The following is a 15,859-nucleotide window of genomic DNA, read 5'->3' as shown; positions in this document are numbered from 1 at the left end:
CCTCTCGGGATGCCGAGGCGGAAACTGTGTTCGCCGACCACCTGCCAACAGGCCGCGCTCGCATGACTCGTTCCCTTGTTCTCCTGGTCGTCAGCCTGTGGATCGCCGCGAACGCCCCTGCGGCGGAGCCGTGGGCCGATCCCCGGCTCCCCGTTACCCGCGGCCTCGTCGGCTGGTACGACGCCTCGCGTCTCGACGACGCGTTGAAGTCCGCCGGCCGCCCCGGTCCCAACGGCGAAACCCCTCTCGAGCGCTGGCCCGACGCCTCGGGACACGGGCGGGATCTCCTGGCCCCCACCGCCGACTCCCGTCCCGACTATCTCGTCGAGAACACGTTTCGCGCGGTCCGCTTCGACGGCAAGAAGACCTTCCTCCGCCGGTCGGCCGGCCGGATCGAGGCGCCCGTCGTCACCGGCTTCGCCGTCATCGCGCCGCACGCCAACCGCCGCGCCTTCACGGGTTTCCTCGCCTCGTTCGAAAAAGAGCGGAACGACTACCAGACCGGCTTCAACGTCGACTTTGGCCCCTTCCACACAAACGCGGTCGAAGCGATCAACATCGAAGGAGCCGGGACGAACGGGGCGGCGAACCTCCTCAAGAAACCGTCGCCGTTCGGAAGGCTCCTCCGCATCGGGTTCGTCGCGGCCCCCGGTCCGGGAAGGATCTCGGTGCGGGTCAACGGCGAGGCGGGGAACGCGCGCGATCGCGCCGCCGGTTCGGTCCTCCGCCTCGATGAGCTGGTCGTCGGAGCCCGCCAGTACGGCAACGGGATCGTGGCGGAGGTCTGCGGCTTCTACGAAGGGGACATCGCCGAGGTCCTGCTCTACGACCGGGCTCTCGACGAGCCGGAGCGAAACGATGTCGAAAAGTACCTGGAGGCGAAGTACGCGGGGACCGCCGCGGTCCTGCTGCCGGAAAGCGCTCTCAGCGGCGGCAGCGGCCTGGTCCGGGTCAAGTCCCCCCCTCCGGTGCAGATGTTCGTCCCCGGCTTCGAGGTCCGCGAGCTCCCGCTCGACCTGACGAACGTCAACAACCTCCTCTACCGGCCGGACGGCCGGCTCGTCGCCCTCGCCTACAGCGGCGACATCCTGCTCCTGACCGATTCCGACGGGGACGGCCTGGAGGACCGGACCGCCACGTTCTTCGAGGGACGGGGAAAGCTGCTCGGGCCGATCGGCATGGACCTGCTCCCCTCGCAGCCCGGGGAGGGGATGCGGGTCGTCGTCGCAGCCAAGGGAAAGTGCCTGCTCGTCGAGGACACCGACAACGACGACGTCGCCGACCGCGAGCGGGAGATCGCCAACGGCTGGCAGGAGCTTCCGCACGGAGTCGACGCCCTCGGCGTGGCGGTCGACCGCCGTGACGGGAGCGTCTACTTCGGGCTCGGCTGCCAGAACTACACCGACGCCTACGGCACGGCGAAGGACGCGATCCCGTATTCGATCGAGAGCGAGCGGGGGACGATTCTGCGGATCGCCCCGGACTTCTCGAGCCGCGAGATCATCGCCACCGGCATCCGCTTTCCGGTCGCGCTCCGCTTCCATCCGTCGGGGAACCTCTTCTGTACCGATCAGGAGGGGGCGACCTGGCTCTCGAACGGCAACCCGTTCGACGAGCTGCTCCACATCGAGCGGGGACGGCACTACGGCTTCCCGCCGCGACATCCGAAGCATCTGCCGAACGTGATCGACGAGCCGAGCGTCTTCGACTACGCCCCCCAGCACCAGTCGACCTGCGGCCTGAACTTCAACTCCCCGGCGGAGGGGAACCGGGCGTTCGGCCCGGCGTGGTGGAAGGACGACGCCCTCGTCACGGGGTATTCCCGGGGCAAGCTGTACCGGACGAAGCTGGTGACGACCGATGCGGGCTACGTCGCCCAGAGTCAGCTCCTCGCGAGCCTGCCGATGCTTCCCGCCGACGCCTGTCTTTCGCCGGCGGGCGACCTCGTCATCGCGGCCCACGGCGGCGGACCGGACTGGGGAAGCGGGGCGGCGGGGAAGGGAAAACTCTACAAGATCCACTCGCTCGCGGATGTCCCGCGTCCCGTGCTGGCGTGGCCGCAGGGACCGCGCGAGGTCCGGGTGACGTTCGACGCCCCGCTCTCGGCGGAGCAGCTCCGGAATGTCGAAGGGGGGGCCGCGATCGACAGCGGGGCGGCGGTCGCCGCGGGGGACCGCTTCGAAGCCCTGTGGCCGGGCTACAACGTGGTCCAGGACCAGAAGATGGCTCCCCGGAAGAAGCTGGCGGTCCGCTCGCTGCAGGTCAGCCCCGACCGCCGGACCCTGATCCTCGCGACCGATGCGCACGCCCAGTCGACCGGATACGCGCTGACGCTCCGGGGACTCGGACGCGCGGCCGACGCCCCCGCGGGACCGCAGGGCCGGCCACAGGTCCCCGAGACCGACCTGGCCTACAACCTCGACGGCGTGCAGGCCGAATGGCGGGGCCGCGACGACGCCTCGGCGGCGTCCGAAGCGCTCTGGCTCCCGCACCTCGATCCGCGCGTCTCCTTCGAGCTGACGCAGGGGAGCGATCCGCACGCCTCGTTCCGGAAGACGATTGCCGCGCCCGGAACTCTGCGGCTCCGGACGACGCTCGACCTCCGCCGGATGCTCCGCCCCGAAGTCCAGCCCGGCTCCCCGGTCGGGTACGAACTCCCTCCCGAGCGGGTCCGCGTCCTGTTCCGGTCCCGCGAGCCGTTCGAGCTCCTGGCGGACAAGACATCCGTCCCCGTCCAACCGCGCGACGGCCAACCCGGTTTCGAGGCGGTCATCGAGACGGGTGATCCGCGGGCGGCGGTCGAGATCGCGCTGCCGACCGGTTCCGAGGCAGCGGACCTGACCGTCTCCTGGAGCACGAACGAGGATCCCCGTCCCCGCGCGTTCCCGCTCCGGCGGTTCCGACTGCCGTGGGCCCCGACCGCCGAGGCCGCCATCCCGGCGCTCCTGGCGACGGACCATCCTGCCCTCCAGGGAGGGAGCTGGCGCCGCGGCAAGAGCGTCTTCTTCGGCGAGGAGGTGGGCTGCTTCAAGTGTCACCGCGTCCACGGCCAGGGAGCGGCGATCGGTCCGGACCTCTCGAACCTCCCCCATCGCGACTACGACTCGGTCCTGCGGGACATCGCCACCCCCAGCTTCGCGATCAACCCGGACTACCTGACGCACATGATCATCCATGCGGACGGCCGCGTCCTGACCGGCGCGGTTCGGTCCGAGGGGGACCATCTCCTCGTGAGCGACGCCGAGGGAAAGACCGCGAAGATCGCGCGGGCCGACGTTGAGCAGATGCAGGCCTCCTCCATCTCGATCATGCCGAGCGGCCTCCCGCAGAAGGTCGGTCCCGATCGGATGCGGGACCTGCTGACGTTCCTGCTCACGCCCCCTCCCCGGATGCCGGAGTACGGCGCGCTCGAGCCCCCCGCCCCCCGCGCGTGGAGCGAGGTGGCGGCGGTCCTGGAGGGAAGCCGGCTCCCGGAGACGCCCGCGCGGAAGAAGATCGTCCTCGTCTCGGGCGCCAAGGACCACGGCCCCGGCGAGCACGACTACCCCGCCTGGAAGGGGGCGTGGCTGCGGCTCTTTCAGATGGCGGACGGCATCGACGTCACGGCGGCCGATGAATGGCCCACCGACGACGACTTCCGGACGGCGGACACGATCGTCTTCTACCAGCACGGGCGGTGGACGGCGGAGCGGGCCAGGGCGATCGACGCCTACCTCGCGCGTGGCGGCGGGCTCGTCTACCTGCACTACGCCGTCGACGGCGGGAACGAGGCCCCGGCGTTTGCCCAGCGGATCGGACTCGCCTTCACGGCGGGCTCGCGGTTTCGCCACGGTCCGATCGACCTGGAGCTGCTCAACGCCTGCCCGGACGAGATCACGCGCAACTTCCGCCGCGTTCACTTTCACGACGAAAGTTACTGGGGGATGGCGGGGGATCCGAGCCGCCTCTCGCTGGTCGGCACCGGCCGCGAGGAGAACAGGGAGCAGCCGCTCCTGTGGACGCTCGAGCCCGCCCGGGGGCGGGTGTTCGTCTCGATCCTGGGGCACTATTCGTGGACGTTCGACGATCCGCTGTTCCGGGTTCTGATCCTGCGGGGGATCGCCTGGAGTGCGCGGGAACCGGTGGACCGGTTCAACGACCTCGTCACGCCCGGAGCGAGGATCGAATACCGCCCCTCTTCGGTCTCGGACACTTCGGTCCCTGGCCCGTCGGCCCCTGCGACACCGGTCCGCTGATCCGGTCCAGCGTGATGAGCCGCTCGTCGGTCTCGGCCGCAGGCGTCGGCGCGATCCGATTCGGAGCGTTCGTCATCTCTTTTGCTTGACTCGGGAGTGGGGTACGGGGTGTAAGCTGGTAGTGACGCTGGCGGGAGGCCGGCCGAGGCCAAGGAAAGCCAAGCGTCGCCGCGACATCATCGAAAGGAGCGCCGTCGCCATGAACCCGCCCCGTGATCTCCACATCCCATGGCGGAATCTCCTCCGCCTCATCGCCTTCAGCGCGCCCCTCATGCTGCTGGCCGCCGGGTGTTCGCGGCCCGCCGGTGCTCCACCAAAGGACTCGGCGACAGGTCCCTCCCCCGGCGTTCCGGCCCACGTATCCCATGGGGAGCATGGTGGACATGGAGGTCACGGCGTGGCCGGCGCACAGGCGCCCCCCTCGACGCTCCGGGTCCTGACCGCGCCCGAACAGCCGGCGGCCGGGGAGGCCATTGGGCTTTCGCTGGAGATTACCGATCCGGCGAAGACGGTCGTCCGCCGGTTCGAGCCGCTCCATGAGAAGCTCGCGCATCTGATTATCGTCCGCGACGGCCTGGACGAATTCGCCCATCTGCATCCGGAGGTCAGCGAAGATGGCACTCTCCGCACGGAGCACGCATTCCCGAAGCCCGGCCGCTATCGCCTGTATGTCGATTACCAGCCGGCAGGGGGAGTGCCGTCACTCGCCGTGGGAGAGCTGACCGTCGCTGGCGACGCCCCGCCCGCTCCGACGCTTGTGGCGAACACCGCCGCGCCCATCGAAGAGGGCGGGCTGCGGGCGAAGGTCGAGGTCGACCAGGGGGCCGCCGCCACCTCCATCCGTTTCCGGATCACCGACGCAGACGATCGCCCCATCTCGACGCTTCAGCCCTATCTCGGCGCGATGGGCCATCTGGTCGTCATCCGGGCGGGGAGCCTCGACTACGTTCACGCCCACCCGGCGAACGAGGCGAAGGAAGCTCCCGATGGCATCGTCGCGTTTGAAGCGCACCTGCCGTCCGCCGGCCTCTACAAGGCCTGGGGGCAGTTTCGTCACAACGACCGCATCCTGACCTTCCCCGTCGTCCTCGAGATCGCCGCGGGGAAGGAGGCCACCGGAGGACATCCGCACTGAATCGCGCGATCCGATCCGCAGCGATTCCGGCTCCGTCATCGCGTGCCTGACCGCCAACGCCCCCGGCCTACTCCTCGACGCTTTCCTCTTTCGCCATCTCCGGCATCAGAGCTTGCTCGTCGTCGTCGGAGGCCTCTTCGCCATCCAGCGCCTCGGCGACCCGCACCGGGATCTCGCTGTTCGTTTCCAGGGAAGCGGCCCCGGTCTCTTCCTCCTCCGCCGCCACCTCGACCGACACGGGATTCTTCCGGTCCTCCGCTTTCGGCATCGGCAGCGGCCCGGCCGGATCAGCGGGCTCGGGAAGGACGGGAACAACCTCGCCACCGCCCGGCGCGGCGGGGAGGGGCTCGGACGGCAGGACCGTCACCGACTCGTAATTGGCATGCTGGTAGAGGCCGCCACCCAGGGCCTGGTAGGCGTTGACGATCGCCCCGAGCTGTTCCCGCTTCGTCTGCACGAGGACCATCCGGGCTTCCATCAGGTCGCGCTGGGCGAACAGCACGTCCATGTACTCCGCCCGGGCTGCCTGGAACAGCCGGCTGGCACTGTCGACCGACGCTTCGAGAGCCAGGAGCTGCTGCTTCTTGATCTCGATGCTCTGGGTGTAGTTCTCGACCATCGAAACGCGGTTGATCACTTCGGTGAACGCGTTCAGGATGATCCGCTGGTAATCGTAGATCCGCTGCAGCTGCACGGCGTTCGCCGACTGGTAGTCCGCCTTGATCGCAGCCCGGTTGACGACCGGAACCACCAGGTTGCCGACGAGGTTCCCCACCAGGGCATCCGGCGTGAACAGGTAACGGGGGTTGAAGGCCTCGTACCCGATGCTGCCGGTGATGACCAGCTGGGGATAGAAGCGGGCCCGGGCGATCTTGACGTCGAGGCCGGCCGCTTCAAGTTCCCGCTCCGCCTGGCGGATGTCGGGCCGGTTCTGGAGGAGCTGCGAAGGAACCCCGACGCTGAGCGGACGGAGGTTCAGGTCGACGAATTCGACCGCCGGACGGGGGACCGGCTGCGGGAACCGTCCGAGGAGGAAGTTGATCCGGTTCTCGGTCTCGATGATCTCCTGCCGGACGATCAGCTTCTCGCTCTGGTTCTTGCGGACTTCGGCCTGGAACCGCTGGACGGCGAGTTCGGTCTCGCGGGCCGCTTCCTTCTTGGCCTTCGCGATCTCCAGGCTGTGCTCCTGCAGCGCGATGGTCTGGTCCAGGATCTCCATCCGCTTGTCGAGCGCGATCAACCCGTAGTAGCTCTCGGCGATCTCCGCGACGAGGCGGGTCACCACGTAGTTCCGTCCCTCGGAGGTGCCTAGATAGCGGAGGGCCGCCGCGTCCCGGCCGTTGCGGAGGGCCCGCCAGATATCGACTTCCCACGAGACGTTCGCGGCGAGCAGGAAGTTGGGGAGCGGAGCCGGGAACGGCTTCCCGGGGGCGATCGTGAGAGAGCTGTCGACAGCCCCGTTCCGCGTGTACCGGCTGGCCTGGTCCATCCCCGCTCCGGCTCCCAGCGAGAGGAACGGCAGGTAGGCCCCGCGGCGTTTCAGGACTTCGTTGTTCGCGATCTGGACGTCCTGCCAGAGGATCTTCAGCTCCTGGTTGCCGCGGAGGCCTTCCAGGATCAGGCAGGTCAGCATCGGATCGCTGAAGAACTCTTCAAAGCCGATCTCGGCCGAGTTGTCCGCGGTGACCGTGCCGTTGTAGTCGTTCGGCAGGCTGTGGGCCGGTTCCGCGCCGGGGAGGCAGGGAATGCGGCAGGAGGGGAGGAGCAGACTGCCGGCCAGCAGGGCCGCACCGAGCGCGGGCGTCTTGGACCGGAAACCCGACGAACGAGAGAGGTGGAGCATCGGACTCATCCCTGAAAGGCGCGTCCTTGCCGGAAAATCCGTTCCGGCAAGTCATGAGGCCTCGGAACGACGCGGGCCCCTGTTAAAGGATCGCCGTCATCGCGCTGGCCACGGTGAACCTGGAGCCAGTCCCTGGGACGCTCGCAGGATCACCTGCTGTTTCTTTCGACGGAGAGCCAAAGAATTTGGAAAGCGAAAGCACGCATTACGCTCAATGTAATCTACTTGAAAGGCGGGAGTGTCGTGCGGTGTTGTCGAAGAGGTTCTATCCGATTTGAGAGGTGTGCCGGTCGTGCTGATTGCACGCCGCACGCACCGGTTGCGAGGGGCCTCCCGGCCGAGGTTTTCGACCGGCGGAAGGTGCCGCAGGACGGTCGGCGACGGGGCGCGACGACGATCTCCGATGGCCGTCATTGCGGCGGCCCTCGTCTCACAACAACAGCGTTTTGCCTGGCGAGATCGTATCCCCTGCGCTAGCGGGAAGCCTCACGAAGGCGACGACTCTCCGGGAAGCCCACAGCCCTCTCAGCACGCGATCGACCGCCGCAACCGCATCGGAGCCGCTGCGAGCAGGGCACTGGGCTGTTGACAGAGAGCGACGCCTGCACCGCTGCCGCCCGAGTGACCTCCGCGCCGGACCGCGAAACGCAAACGCCTCCCCGGACCATGCGGCCCGGAGAGGCGTTCTTGCCGTTCGTTGTTCCGGAATCGGACCTAGTGCGGGGCCGGAGGCGGCGGAGGAGTCCCTTCCGCGACCGTTCCGTGCGACGCCGGTTCGCCGTGGTGCGGGCCGCCATGGTGCGGATCGGCCGGAGCGGTCGGGTCGTCATCGTGGTCGTGCGGATCCTTGTGCTCCAGGAGCTCGCTGAGGGGCTCGTCCGACTCGCCGGGGATCAGCTGCCCGCGGGCAGCCAGGCCGCCGAAGATGTAGTACAGCCCCGGGATCACCAGGACCCCGATGACCGTTCCGACGAGCATCCCGCCGACCGCCGTGGTTCCGATCGTCCGGTTTCCGATCGCCCCGGGACCGGTCGCCCGGACCAGCGGAATCAGACCAGCGATGAACGCGAACGACGTCATGAGAATCGGCCGGAACCGGAGCTGGCCCCCTTCGATCGCCGCGTCCTTGAGGCTCACCCCTTCACGGTTCCGCTGCACGGCGAATTCGACGATCAGGATCGCGTTCTTCCCCAGCAGACCGACCAGCATGACGAGGCCGATCTGGGCGTAGACGTCGTTCGAGAGCCCCATCGCCTGCAGGAATACGAACGATCCGAAGAGCCCGATCGGCAGGGAGATGATAACCGCCAGCGGCAGGTTGAAGCTTTCGTACTGCCCGACAAGCACCAGGTACACAAAGATGACGACGATCAGGAAGATGAACACGGCCGTGTTCCCCTTGTTCGCCTCGTCGTAAGAGAGACCTTCCCAGCCGATGTCATAGCCGCGGGGGAGGGTCTCCTTGGCAACGTCTTTGATCGCCTGGATCGCCTGCCCGGTGCTGAAACCCGGAGCCGGAGCCCCCTGGATGGCGGCGGAGGGGTACAGGTTGTAGCGGTTGATTTCGTTCAGGCCCTGCTGCTTCTTGATCTTCATGAACGACGAGTACGGGACCATCTCCCCGGTGTCGTTCTTGATGAACATGTTCTCGAGGTCCTCCGGGTACCGGCGGAATTCCGGCTTCGCCTGGACGTACACCTTGAAGAACTGGCCGAACCGGACGAAGCCCTGCTCCCACGTGCTTCCGACGACGATCGAGAGGTTGTCCATCGCCTCCTTGATGGTGACCCCTTTCTGCATCGCCACGTCGTTGTCGATCACCAGCTCATACTGCGGATAGTTGCTGGCAAAGAACGTGAACAGCCCCTTCACTTCGGGCCGCTTGGAGAGCGCGGCCATGAACTTGTCGGTCGCTTCGCCAAGGGCCTGGTAGTTCGTCGTGTTCGTCTTGTCGAGAACGCGGACAGAGAACCCCCCGGCCGCCCCGAAGCCGGGGACCGCGGGGGGCTCGAAGAACTCGAGCTTCACGTTCGAGATATGACGCCCCTTCTCCTCGAGCTCGGCGATGATCTGCTTCGAGGTCATCTTCCGCTGGGCCCACGGCTTCAGGTTGATGAGGCAGGTCCCCGCGTTCGATCCGCGGCCTTCGGTGAGCACTTCGTAACCGGCCAGCGAGGAGACCGACGAGACCCCGTCGACCGTCTTGGCGATCACCTGCAGCTCGTGCGATTTGGAGTTCGTGTATTCGAGAGTCGACCCCGGCGGGGTCTGGATGATCCCGTAGATCATCCCCTGGTCTTCCAGCGGGATGAAACCGCTCGGCAGGACGGTGTTGACGGCATAGATCGCGACGCTGAAGCCCGCCACGATCATGAGCGTGATCGTCCGGAGGGTGACGATCGGCCGCAGGAAGGCGGCGTAGCCCCCCGTCACCTTGATGATGAACTTGTCGAACACGTGCAGAATCAGGGCGATCGGCCCGCGGATCTTCTTCGGTCCCGAGTGCGGCTTGAGGATCATCGCGCACAGCACCGGCGTCAGCGTCAGGGCCACGACCCCGGAGAGGACGATCGACATGGCCATCGTCAGGCCGAACTGCCGGTAGAACACCCCGACCGGACCGGACATGAACGTGACGGGGACGAACACCGCGGTCATCACGAGCGTGATCGCGATAATGGCCCCGCTGATCTCGTTCATGACCTCTTTGGTCGCTCGATACGGCGAGAGGTGCTTCGCGTGCATCTTCTCGTGCACCGCCTCGACGACGACGATCGCGTCGTCGACGACGACCCCGATTGCCAGCACCAGCGCGAAGAGCGTGATGAGGTTGATCGACAGGCCGAAGATCAGCATGAAGAAGAACGTCCCGATGAGCGACACGGGGACGGCCAGCGTCGGGATCAGCGTCGATCGCCAGTCGCCGAGGAACAGGAACACCACCAGGGCCACGAGCACGAACGCCTCGAAGAGCGTGTGGAGCACCTGCTCGATGGAGGCTTCCAGGAACGCCGAGACGTCGTAGCTGACCTCGAAGTGCATTCCCGGCGGGAACATCTCTTTCTGCGCCACCTCGAGCCGGTGCTTGACCTCCTCGATGATCGTGGCGGCGTTCGTTCCCGGGAGCTGCTTGAGGACGATGGCCGCCGACGCGTTGCCGTCGATGTCCGAGTACAGGTCGTAGAACGACGACCCCAGCTCGACGCGGGCGACGTCCTTGATCTTGAGGATCTCTCCCTTGGGGTTCGCCTTGAGAACGATGTTCTCGTACTGCTCCGGCTTGTTGTAGCGGCCGACGTACGTCAGCACGTATTCGATCGTCTGCGACGTCCGGCCGGTCGCCTGTCCGAGCCGTCCGGGAGACCCGATCATGCTGGTGTCGGCGATCGCCTTCATCACCTCGTCGGCGGAGATGCTGTAGGCCCGCATCCGCTCGAGATCGAGCTCGATGCGCATGGCGTACGCCCGGTTCCCCAGGATGTTCGCGCTGCCGATCCCGCGGATCCGGCGGATCTCAGGGATCAGGTTGACGGTGACGTAGTTGTAGAGGAAGTTCTGATCGAGGCTTTTGTCCGTGCTGTAGATGTTCACGTACATCAGCATGCTCGTCATGGCCTGCTGAACGATGATCCCCTCCAGCTCCACGATCTTCGGGAGCCGGTTCTTCACGATCTGGATGCGGTTGTTGACGTTCAGCACCGCGACGTTCGGGTCGGTCCCGGGCTCGAAGACGATCTGGATCGCCCCTTCACCGGCGCTGGTCGCGGCGGAGGCCATGTACCGCATGTCCTGGACGCCGTTGATGGCCTGTTCCAGGATGACCAGCACCGAGTCCGTGAGAACGTTCGCGCTCGCACCGGGATAAGAGACCGAGACGATCACGCTCGGCGGCGCAACGTTGGGGAACTGAGAGATCGGAAGCGTGTTGATCGCCAGCCCACCCAGGAACAGGATGAGCAGCGAGATGACGATTGCCAGCGCCGGCCGGTGGAGGATCTGTGAGAACATGGCTGGAGGCGAGTCCGGTTGTTCGGCGGGCCGAGAGGGGAGGGGGCGGGGGAGGAGAGGCGGGAGAACGACCGAGGCGGCGCCGGGAAGGGCGCGGGGCGGGTGCAGTCCTCAGGTCCGATAAGGACCTGAGGTGCGGGCAGCAACAAGCGAAGAGACCGGACGGTCGAAACTACTCGGCCTCGTTCTTGAGCGAGGCCATGACTTCGGCTGGCTCCTTCGCCTCGAACTCCACTTTGTCGCTGTCACGGATCTGACGGACCCCCTCCAGAACGATCGTGTCGTCGACCGCCAGGCCCCCCTTGATCACAAAGATATCATCCAGCTCGTTCTGAATGGAGATCTCTCGCTGGTGCGCCACGTTCTCGTTGTCGACGACGTAGACGTACCGCTTGTCGAGGATCTCGAACGTGGCCCGCTGCGGGATCACAACAGCGTTCGGGATGACCCGCTTGATCAGCACGGTGCCGGTCTGGCCATGCCGCAGCAGCCGGTCCGGATTGGGGAAGTCGGCCCGGAAGGCGATGTTGCCCGTCTCGTTGTTGAAGTCGGCCTCGATCGCTCCGATCTTGCCGATCTGCTGGAACTTGTTGCCGTTGGCCAGAACAAGCTCGACCTGCAGTTCGTCCTGGTGCTTCGCCAGCTTTTCCTTGTACTCCAGGTAGCGGGACTCGGGGACGTTGAAGTAGACCCACATCACGCTGTTGTCCGACAGCGTCGTCAGGACGTCCCCGTCTTCGACCAGGCTCCCCTGCTGGTGGTGGATGCGGTCGATGATCCCGTCGAACGGGGCCTTGACGTTCGCGAAGTTCAGCTCGGCCTTCGCCTGCTCCGCCTTGGCGAGAGCTTTGTTCAGCTTGGCCTTGATGAGTGCCAGCTCGTTCTGGGAGACGACCTTGTCGTTCGCCAGCCGCTCGGTGTTGTTGTATTCCAACTGAGCCAGATCCGCCTCGGCCTTCTCGGCGTCGTACTTGGTCTTGTAGAGGATCGGCAGGACCGTGAAGACCGACTCCCCGGCCTTGATCGCCTGCCCTTCCTTGACGGTCACCTGTTCGAGATATCCCCCTTCCAGGGCCCTCAGCTCAATGTGACGCTGAGAGTGAATCTGGCAGACATACTGCTGAGTGATCGTGACGTCCTTGGCCACGGGGGTAGTCGCCACGACCCGGTGAGCTTCCTCATGGTGTTCTTCGTGGTGCTTGTTACACCCGGAGAAGGACACAAACAACAGTCCGGTGAAACCGGCCAGAAACGCGGAAGCTTTCAAAGGATTCTCACTATGGAGTGGGCCGAAGAGATCGCGTGGCAGCCGACCGACTCTTCAACGACGTCGGGCAACAATATTCGCGCCTTGAGGTCGGGTAAACGTGCGCTTTGAAGGACTGAAGAAGTTGTAACCTTCATCCACCGAATCCCTTCTTACATCCTGCAGGTCCTGTCGGACTCCGGCAAAGCGGGCCTGATGAAGGAAATATAGCCTGTTTTCGGCCCGTGCGAGACGAGTGTTTTCGAGGCTCTGAGCCACGGCGAGTCGGCGGGCACGGGCGTGGCTCACGGTTTCCTATCCTTTACGCTCGCGTTGGTTACGTCGAATGAAGTCGAGCATCAGCGCGGCGGCCGCCGCCGCGTGTGCCTCGAGAAGCTTGTGCCCCGCATCGAGGACATGGGCCTCCATCCTCGGCAGCGATTTCATCCAGGACAGGACCTCGTCGAGTTCGAAGAACGGGTCGTGGCGGCCCCAGACCATCAGGGCCGGCGGCTGCCGCCGCGCGAGGTAGTCCGCGATGGCGTCGAACCGGGCGACGTAGTTCCCATAGTCCCGGATCAGCGCCCGCTGCGTCTCCATCCGCCCCGGCAGGTTCATCACCCGCCAGTCCTCCTCCCAGCTTTCGGGCGGAATCCGCGCGGCGACGTCCGCCGGACAACCGGATGTGTAGGTCCCGCGCGTCCCCTCGAAAGTGAGGTGGGCGGTGGCGGCCGCCTCGTTTTCCGGCGTCGGGTGGGACCAGTACGGCGTCTGCGTCGCATCCCATTGCGGACCGAGCCCGGTTCGATGGGCGTTGGCGTTCTGGATGATGAGGCCCAGAACGCGCTCGGGCTCCCGCAACGCGATGTCGAAGCCGACCGGGGCCCCGTAGTCATGCAGATAGAGGTATCGCGGTCCGATCGAAAGCCGGTCCAGCAGTTCCGAGACCGCCTCGCCGAAGGCGGGAAAGGACGGGGAGGGGAGCACGTCGGACTCGCCGAAGCCTGGCAGGTCGGGCGCGATCACATGGGCGATCCGCGACAGTTCGGGAATGACCTCTCGAAACATCCGCGAGGAGCTCGGAGATCCGTGCAGGAGCAGAACGGCGGGGCCGGAGGGATCTCCTGCCGTGAGGAAGGAGAGCTCCGTTCCGCCGGACAGGCGAAGTCGGCGGCGGGTCGCCAGGTTCATGGCGGCCCTCCTCGCTCATCCGCCGCTGCCACGGCCGCCACGCCCGCGGCCGTCATGACGACGCGGCGGAGAGTGCCGTCCGGGTTGTAGTGCAGTTCGTCCATGCAGATCGAACGGCGGTGGTTCCCCCCGGTGGGCAGCGCGCCGTTGTGGTAGAGGAAGTACGACTTTCCCCGGAAGTCGACGATGGCGGCGCGGTTTGTCTCACAGTTCTCGACAACGTCGTTCAGCACCCCCTGGAACTCCCAGGGGCCGTCGACGTCGCGGCTCATGGCGTAGCCCACCTTCTCCGGGTTCTGGTACCCATAGGCAAGGTAATACCACCCGTCGCGTTTGTGGATGTGCGCCCCTTCGGCGAAGTCCGGCAAGTCGACAACGGCGATCGGCCCGTCGAGATCGACCAGGCTCGGCGCCAGTCGGGCGTGATAGCAGCGGCCATTGCCCCAGAACAGGTGCGTCTGTCCGTCGTCGTCGATCAGCACCGTGGGATCGATGTCGTCCTTGTCATCGGCGCGGACGCTGCCCGCCGCCGAGGTCATGTCGTTGGTGATCAGGGCCGAACCCCGCGCGTCCCGGAAGGGACCGGTCGGGCGGTCCGAGACCGCGACGCCGATCGCCTTTCCCGGAATCGTCGCGTGGGTGACGGGCGCGTACCAGTAGAACCGGCCGCCGTGCTCGACGACCTTCGACGCGTAGGCATCCCCTGTCGCCCACGCGAAATCGGTCGGCCTCAGCGGAACGCCGTGCGCGGTCCAATGGAGCAGGTCCGGGGTCGAAAAACAGAGCCACTCCGTCAGCACATATCCGTCGTGGCCTATCGGCGCCTCGTCGCGCCCGGTGTAGACGTAAAGACGCCGATCATGCACCAGCGCGCACGGATCGGAGGTAAAGACGTGTCGCACGATCGGATTGCCGGCGGCCGTAAACGTCTGTTCCATCGTTGGCGCTCTCCACAACGTGGCCTTGGAGAATTCCGCGTCCCTCGGGCCATCCCGGTCGCAAAAACCGCGCCTGCGGGACCACGTCCTGTGCCCCGGGCACAGCAAAACCGCGATCGCTTCGGGGGCGATCGAACTGCCATGCACAACCGGCCCATGTGACTGCGGAAAGAGCCGAAGAGTCGCTGCGCGGCTCCTTCACCCGGCGCCATTTCCGAACGAAACCGGCATCGCAACGGCCCACCGGAATGCTCACTCGAGAACGAGCAGGGCCTCTTCACATTCCAGATAGCGCTCATCCGCAGGGGAGATTCGAACGCTTCGAACCACAAATCCGCACTTCTCCAGCACCCGCATCGACGCCCGATTGCTGGTCGCCGCCTGGGCGTACAACGGACGGACCGTGACCTCGCCGAGAAGCAGTTCCAGCGCTCGGGAAGCGACTCCCTGTCCCCAGAACTCCCGGCTCACCCAATAGCCGACATAAGGAAGCCCGCCGCTCTGGAAACACGAGATGGTCCCCGCCAACCGGTCCTCAACAACGATCGCTCTCGCCACCACGTTCGAGTCGGCCAGCACACTCGTCCAATGCGCCTGGAAGCGTTCGGCGCTCCGAGGGAGGGTCGCCGCGAGGCGATTGGCGTCGGGATCGAGATTGAACTCGTAGATCCGCGGCAGATCGTCCTCCGCGATCTCACGCAGGCGGATACGACTGATGACGAGTGGATCCATATCGGTGAACTGGCAACGAGTTTGAAACCGGTGATCCGCGGCACCCACCGCGCCCGCATCAGCCCCGCTGCTCGGCCAGCGCGACGATGATCCCCTCAGGCCCGCGGATGTAGGCGAGCCGGTACATGTCCCCGTACTCCATTTCTCCGATGAGCTCCGCCCCGTGGGCCCGCATCCGGGCCACGACCGCGTCGATCTCCTCAACGGCGAACATGATGCGGCGGAGCCCCAGGGTGTTCACCGGCGCGTCCACGGGCCCGAACCGGACCGGGGCGGGGGTGTGGAACTTGTCCAGCTCGATCCCCTGCCCATCGGGCGTCCGAAGCATCGCGAGGGTCGCCCGGACATCGCCGAGCCCGATCAGTTTGCCGACCAACGGCCCTTCGACGGTCGTCTCCCCCTCCAGTCTGAGGCCCAGTTCGAGGAAGAAGGCCTTGGTGACTTCGAGATCGTCGACCACGATCAGGACGTTATCCATCCGCTTCAGCGTCATCTCGTTCCTTTCCCCGCGCTCTCCAACCGGATCGGGCT

The 15,859-nt window shown here is 66.2% G+C and carries 9 protein-coding genes; 2 read left to right on the top strand and 7 right to left on the bottom strand.

The window, feature by feature from the left end; translation table 11 throughout:
- Nucleotides 1-62 precede the first annotated feature (62 nt).
- Both VT03_RS30020 and VT03_RS30015 read left to right on the top strand, forming a co-directional pair.
- Complete coding sequence (locus VT03_RS30020) at nt 63-4,235, top strand: ThuA domain-containing protein (RefSeq protein WP_075096409.1); 4,173 nt, start codon at nt 63-65, stop codon at nt 4,233-4,235.
- A 397-nt stretch (nt 4,236-4,632) separates the two neighbouring features.
- Nucleotides 4,633-5,370 carry a hypothetical protein gene (locus tag VT03_RS30015; RefSeq protein WP_075096408.1) on the top strand — a complete coding sequence of 246 codons (738 nt, stop codon included), beginning with the start codon at nt 4,633-4,635 and terminating at the stop codon, nt 5,368-5,370.
- 67 nt (nt 5,371-5,437) lie between these two features.
- On the opposite strand, the gene VT03_RS30010 is transcribed toward VT03_RS30015, so the two are convergent.
- The 7 genes from VT03_RS30010 to VT03_RS29980 form a co-directional block, all read right to left on the bottom strand.
- Nucleotides 5,438-7,213, bottom strand: coding sequence for a TolC family protein (locus VT03_RS30010; protein WP_082846844.1), 1,776 nt, complete (start codon nt 7,211-7,213; stop codon nt 5,438-5,440).
- Nucleotides 7,214-7,927: 714 nt separating this feature from the next.
- Nucleotides 7,928-11,221 carry an efflux RND transporter permease subunit gene (locus VT03_RS30005; RefSeq protein WP_082846642.1) on the bottom strand — a complete coding sequence of 1,098 codons (3,294 nt, stop codon included), beginning with the start codon at nt 11,219-11,221 and terminating at the stop codon, nt 7,928-7,930.
- A 172-nt stretch (nt 11,222-11,393) separates the two neighbouring features.
- Nucleotides 11,394-12,488, bottom strand: a complete 1,095-nt coding sequence (locus VT03_RS30000) for an efflux RND transporter periplasmic adaptor subunit (RefSeq protein WP_082846641.1) — start codon at nt 12,486-12,488, stop codon at nt 11,394-11,396.
- A gap of 294 nt (nt 12,489-12,782) precedes the next feature.
- The gene (locus VT03_RS29995; RefSeq protein WP_075096406.1) at nt 12,783-13,658 is read right to left on the bottom strand and encodes an alpha/beta fold hydrolase; all 876 of its coding nucleotides are present in this window, start codon (nt 13,656-13,658) and stop codon (nt 12,783-12,785) included.
- Entirely contained in the window at nt 13,655-14,596 is a 942-nt protein-coding gene (locus VT03_RS29990; protein ID WP_075096405.1) for a glycoside hydrolase family 43 protein, read from the bottom strand. The genes VT03_RS29995 and VT03_RS29990 overlap by 4 nt, the downstream gene beginning before the upstream one ends.
- A gap of 252 nt (nt 14,597-14,848) precedes the next feature.
- Nucleotides 14,849-15,328, bottom strand: a complete 480-nt coding sequence (locus tag VT03_RS29985) for a GNAT family N-acetyltransferase (protein ID WP_075096404.1) — start codon at nt 15,326-15,328, stop codon at nt 14,849-14,851.
- A gap of 58 nt (nt 15,329-15,386) precedes the next feature.
- Nucleotides 15,387-15,821 (bottom strand): VOC family protein, encoded by a 435-nt coding sequence (locus VT03_RS29980; RefSeq protein ID WP_075096403.1) that lies wholly within the window; start codon nt 15,819-15,821, stop codon nt 15,387-15,389.
- Nucleotides 15,822-15,859 lie beyond the last annotated feature (38 nt).

The sequence above is a fragment of the Planctomyces sp. SH-PL14 genome (genome assembly GCF_001610835.1).
Classification (GTDB): Bacteria; Planctomycetota; Planctomycetia; order Planctomycetales; family Planctomycetaceae; genus Planctomyces_A.
The sequence above is the reverse complement of the archived record's forward strand: the minus strand, read 5'-3'. Positions and strand labels throughout refer to the sequence as shown.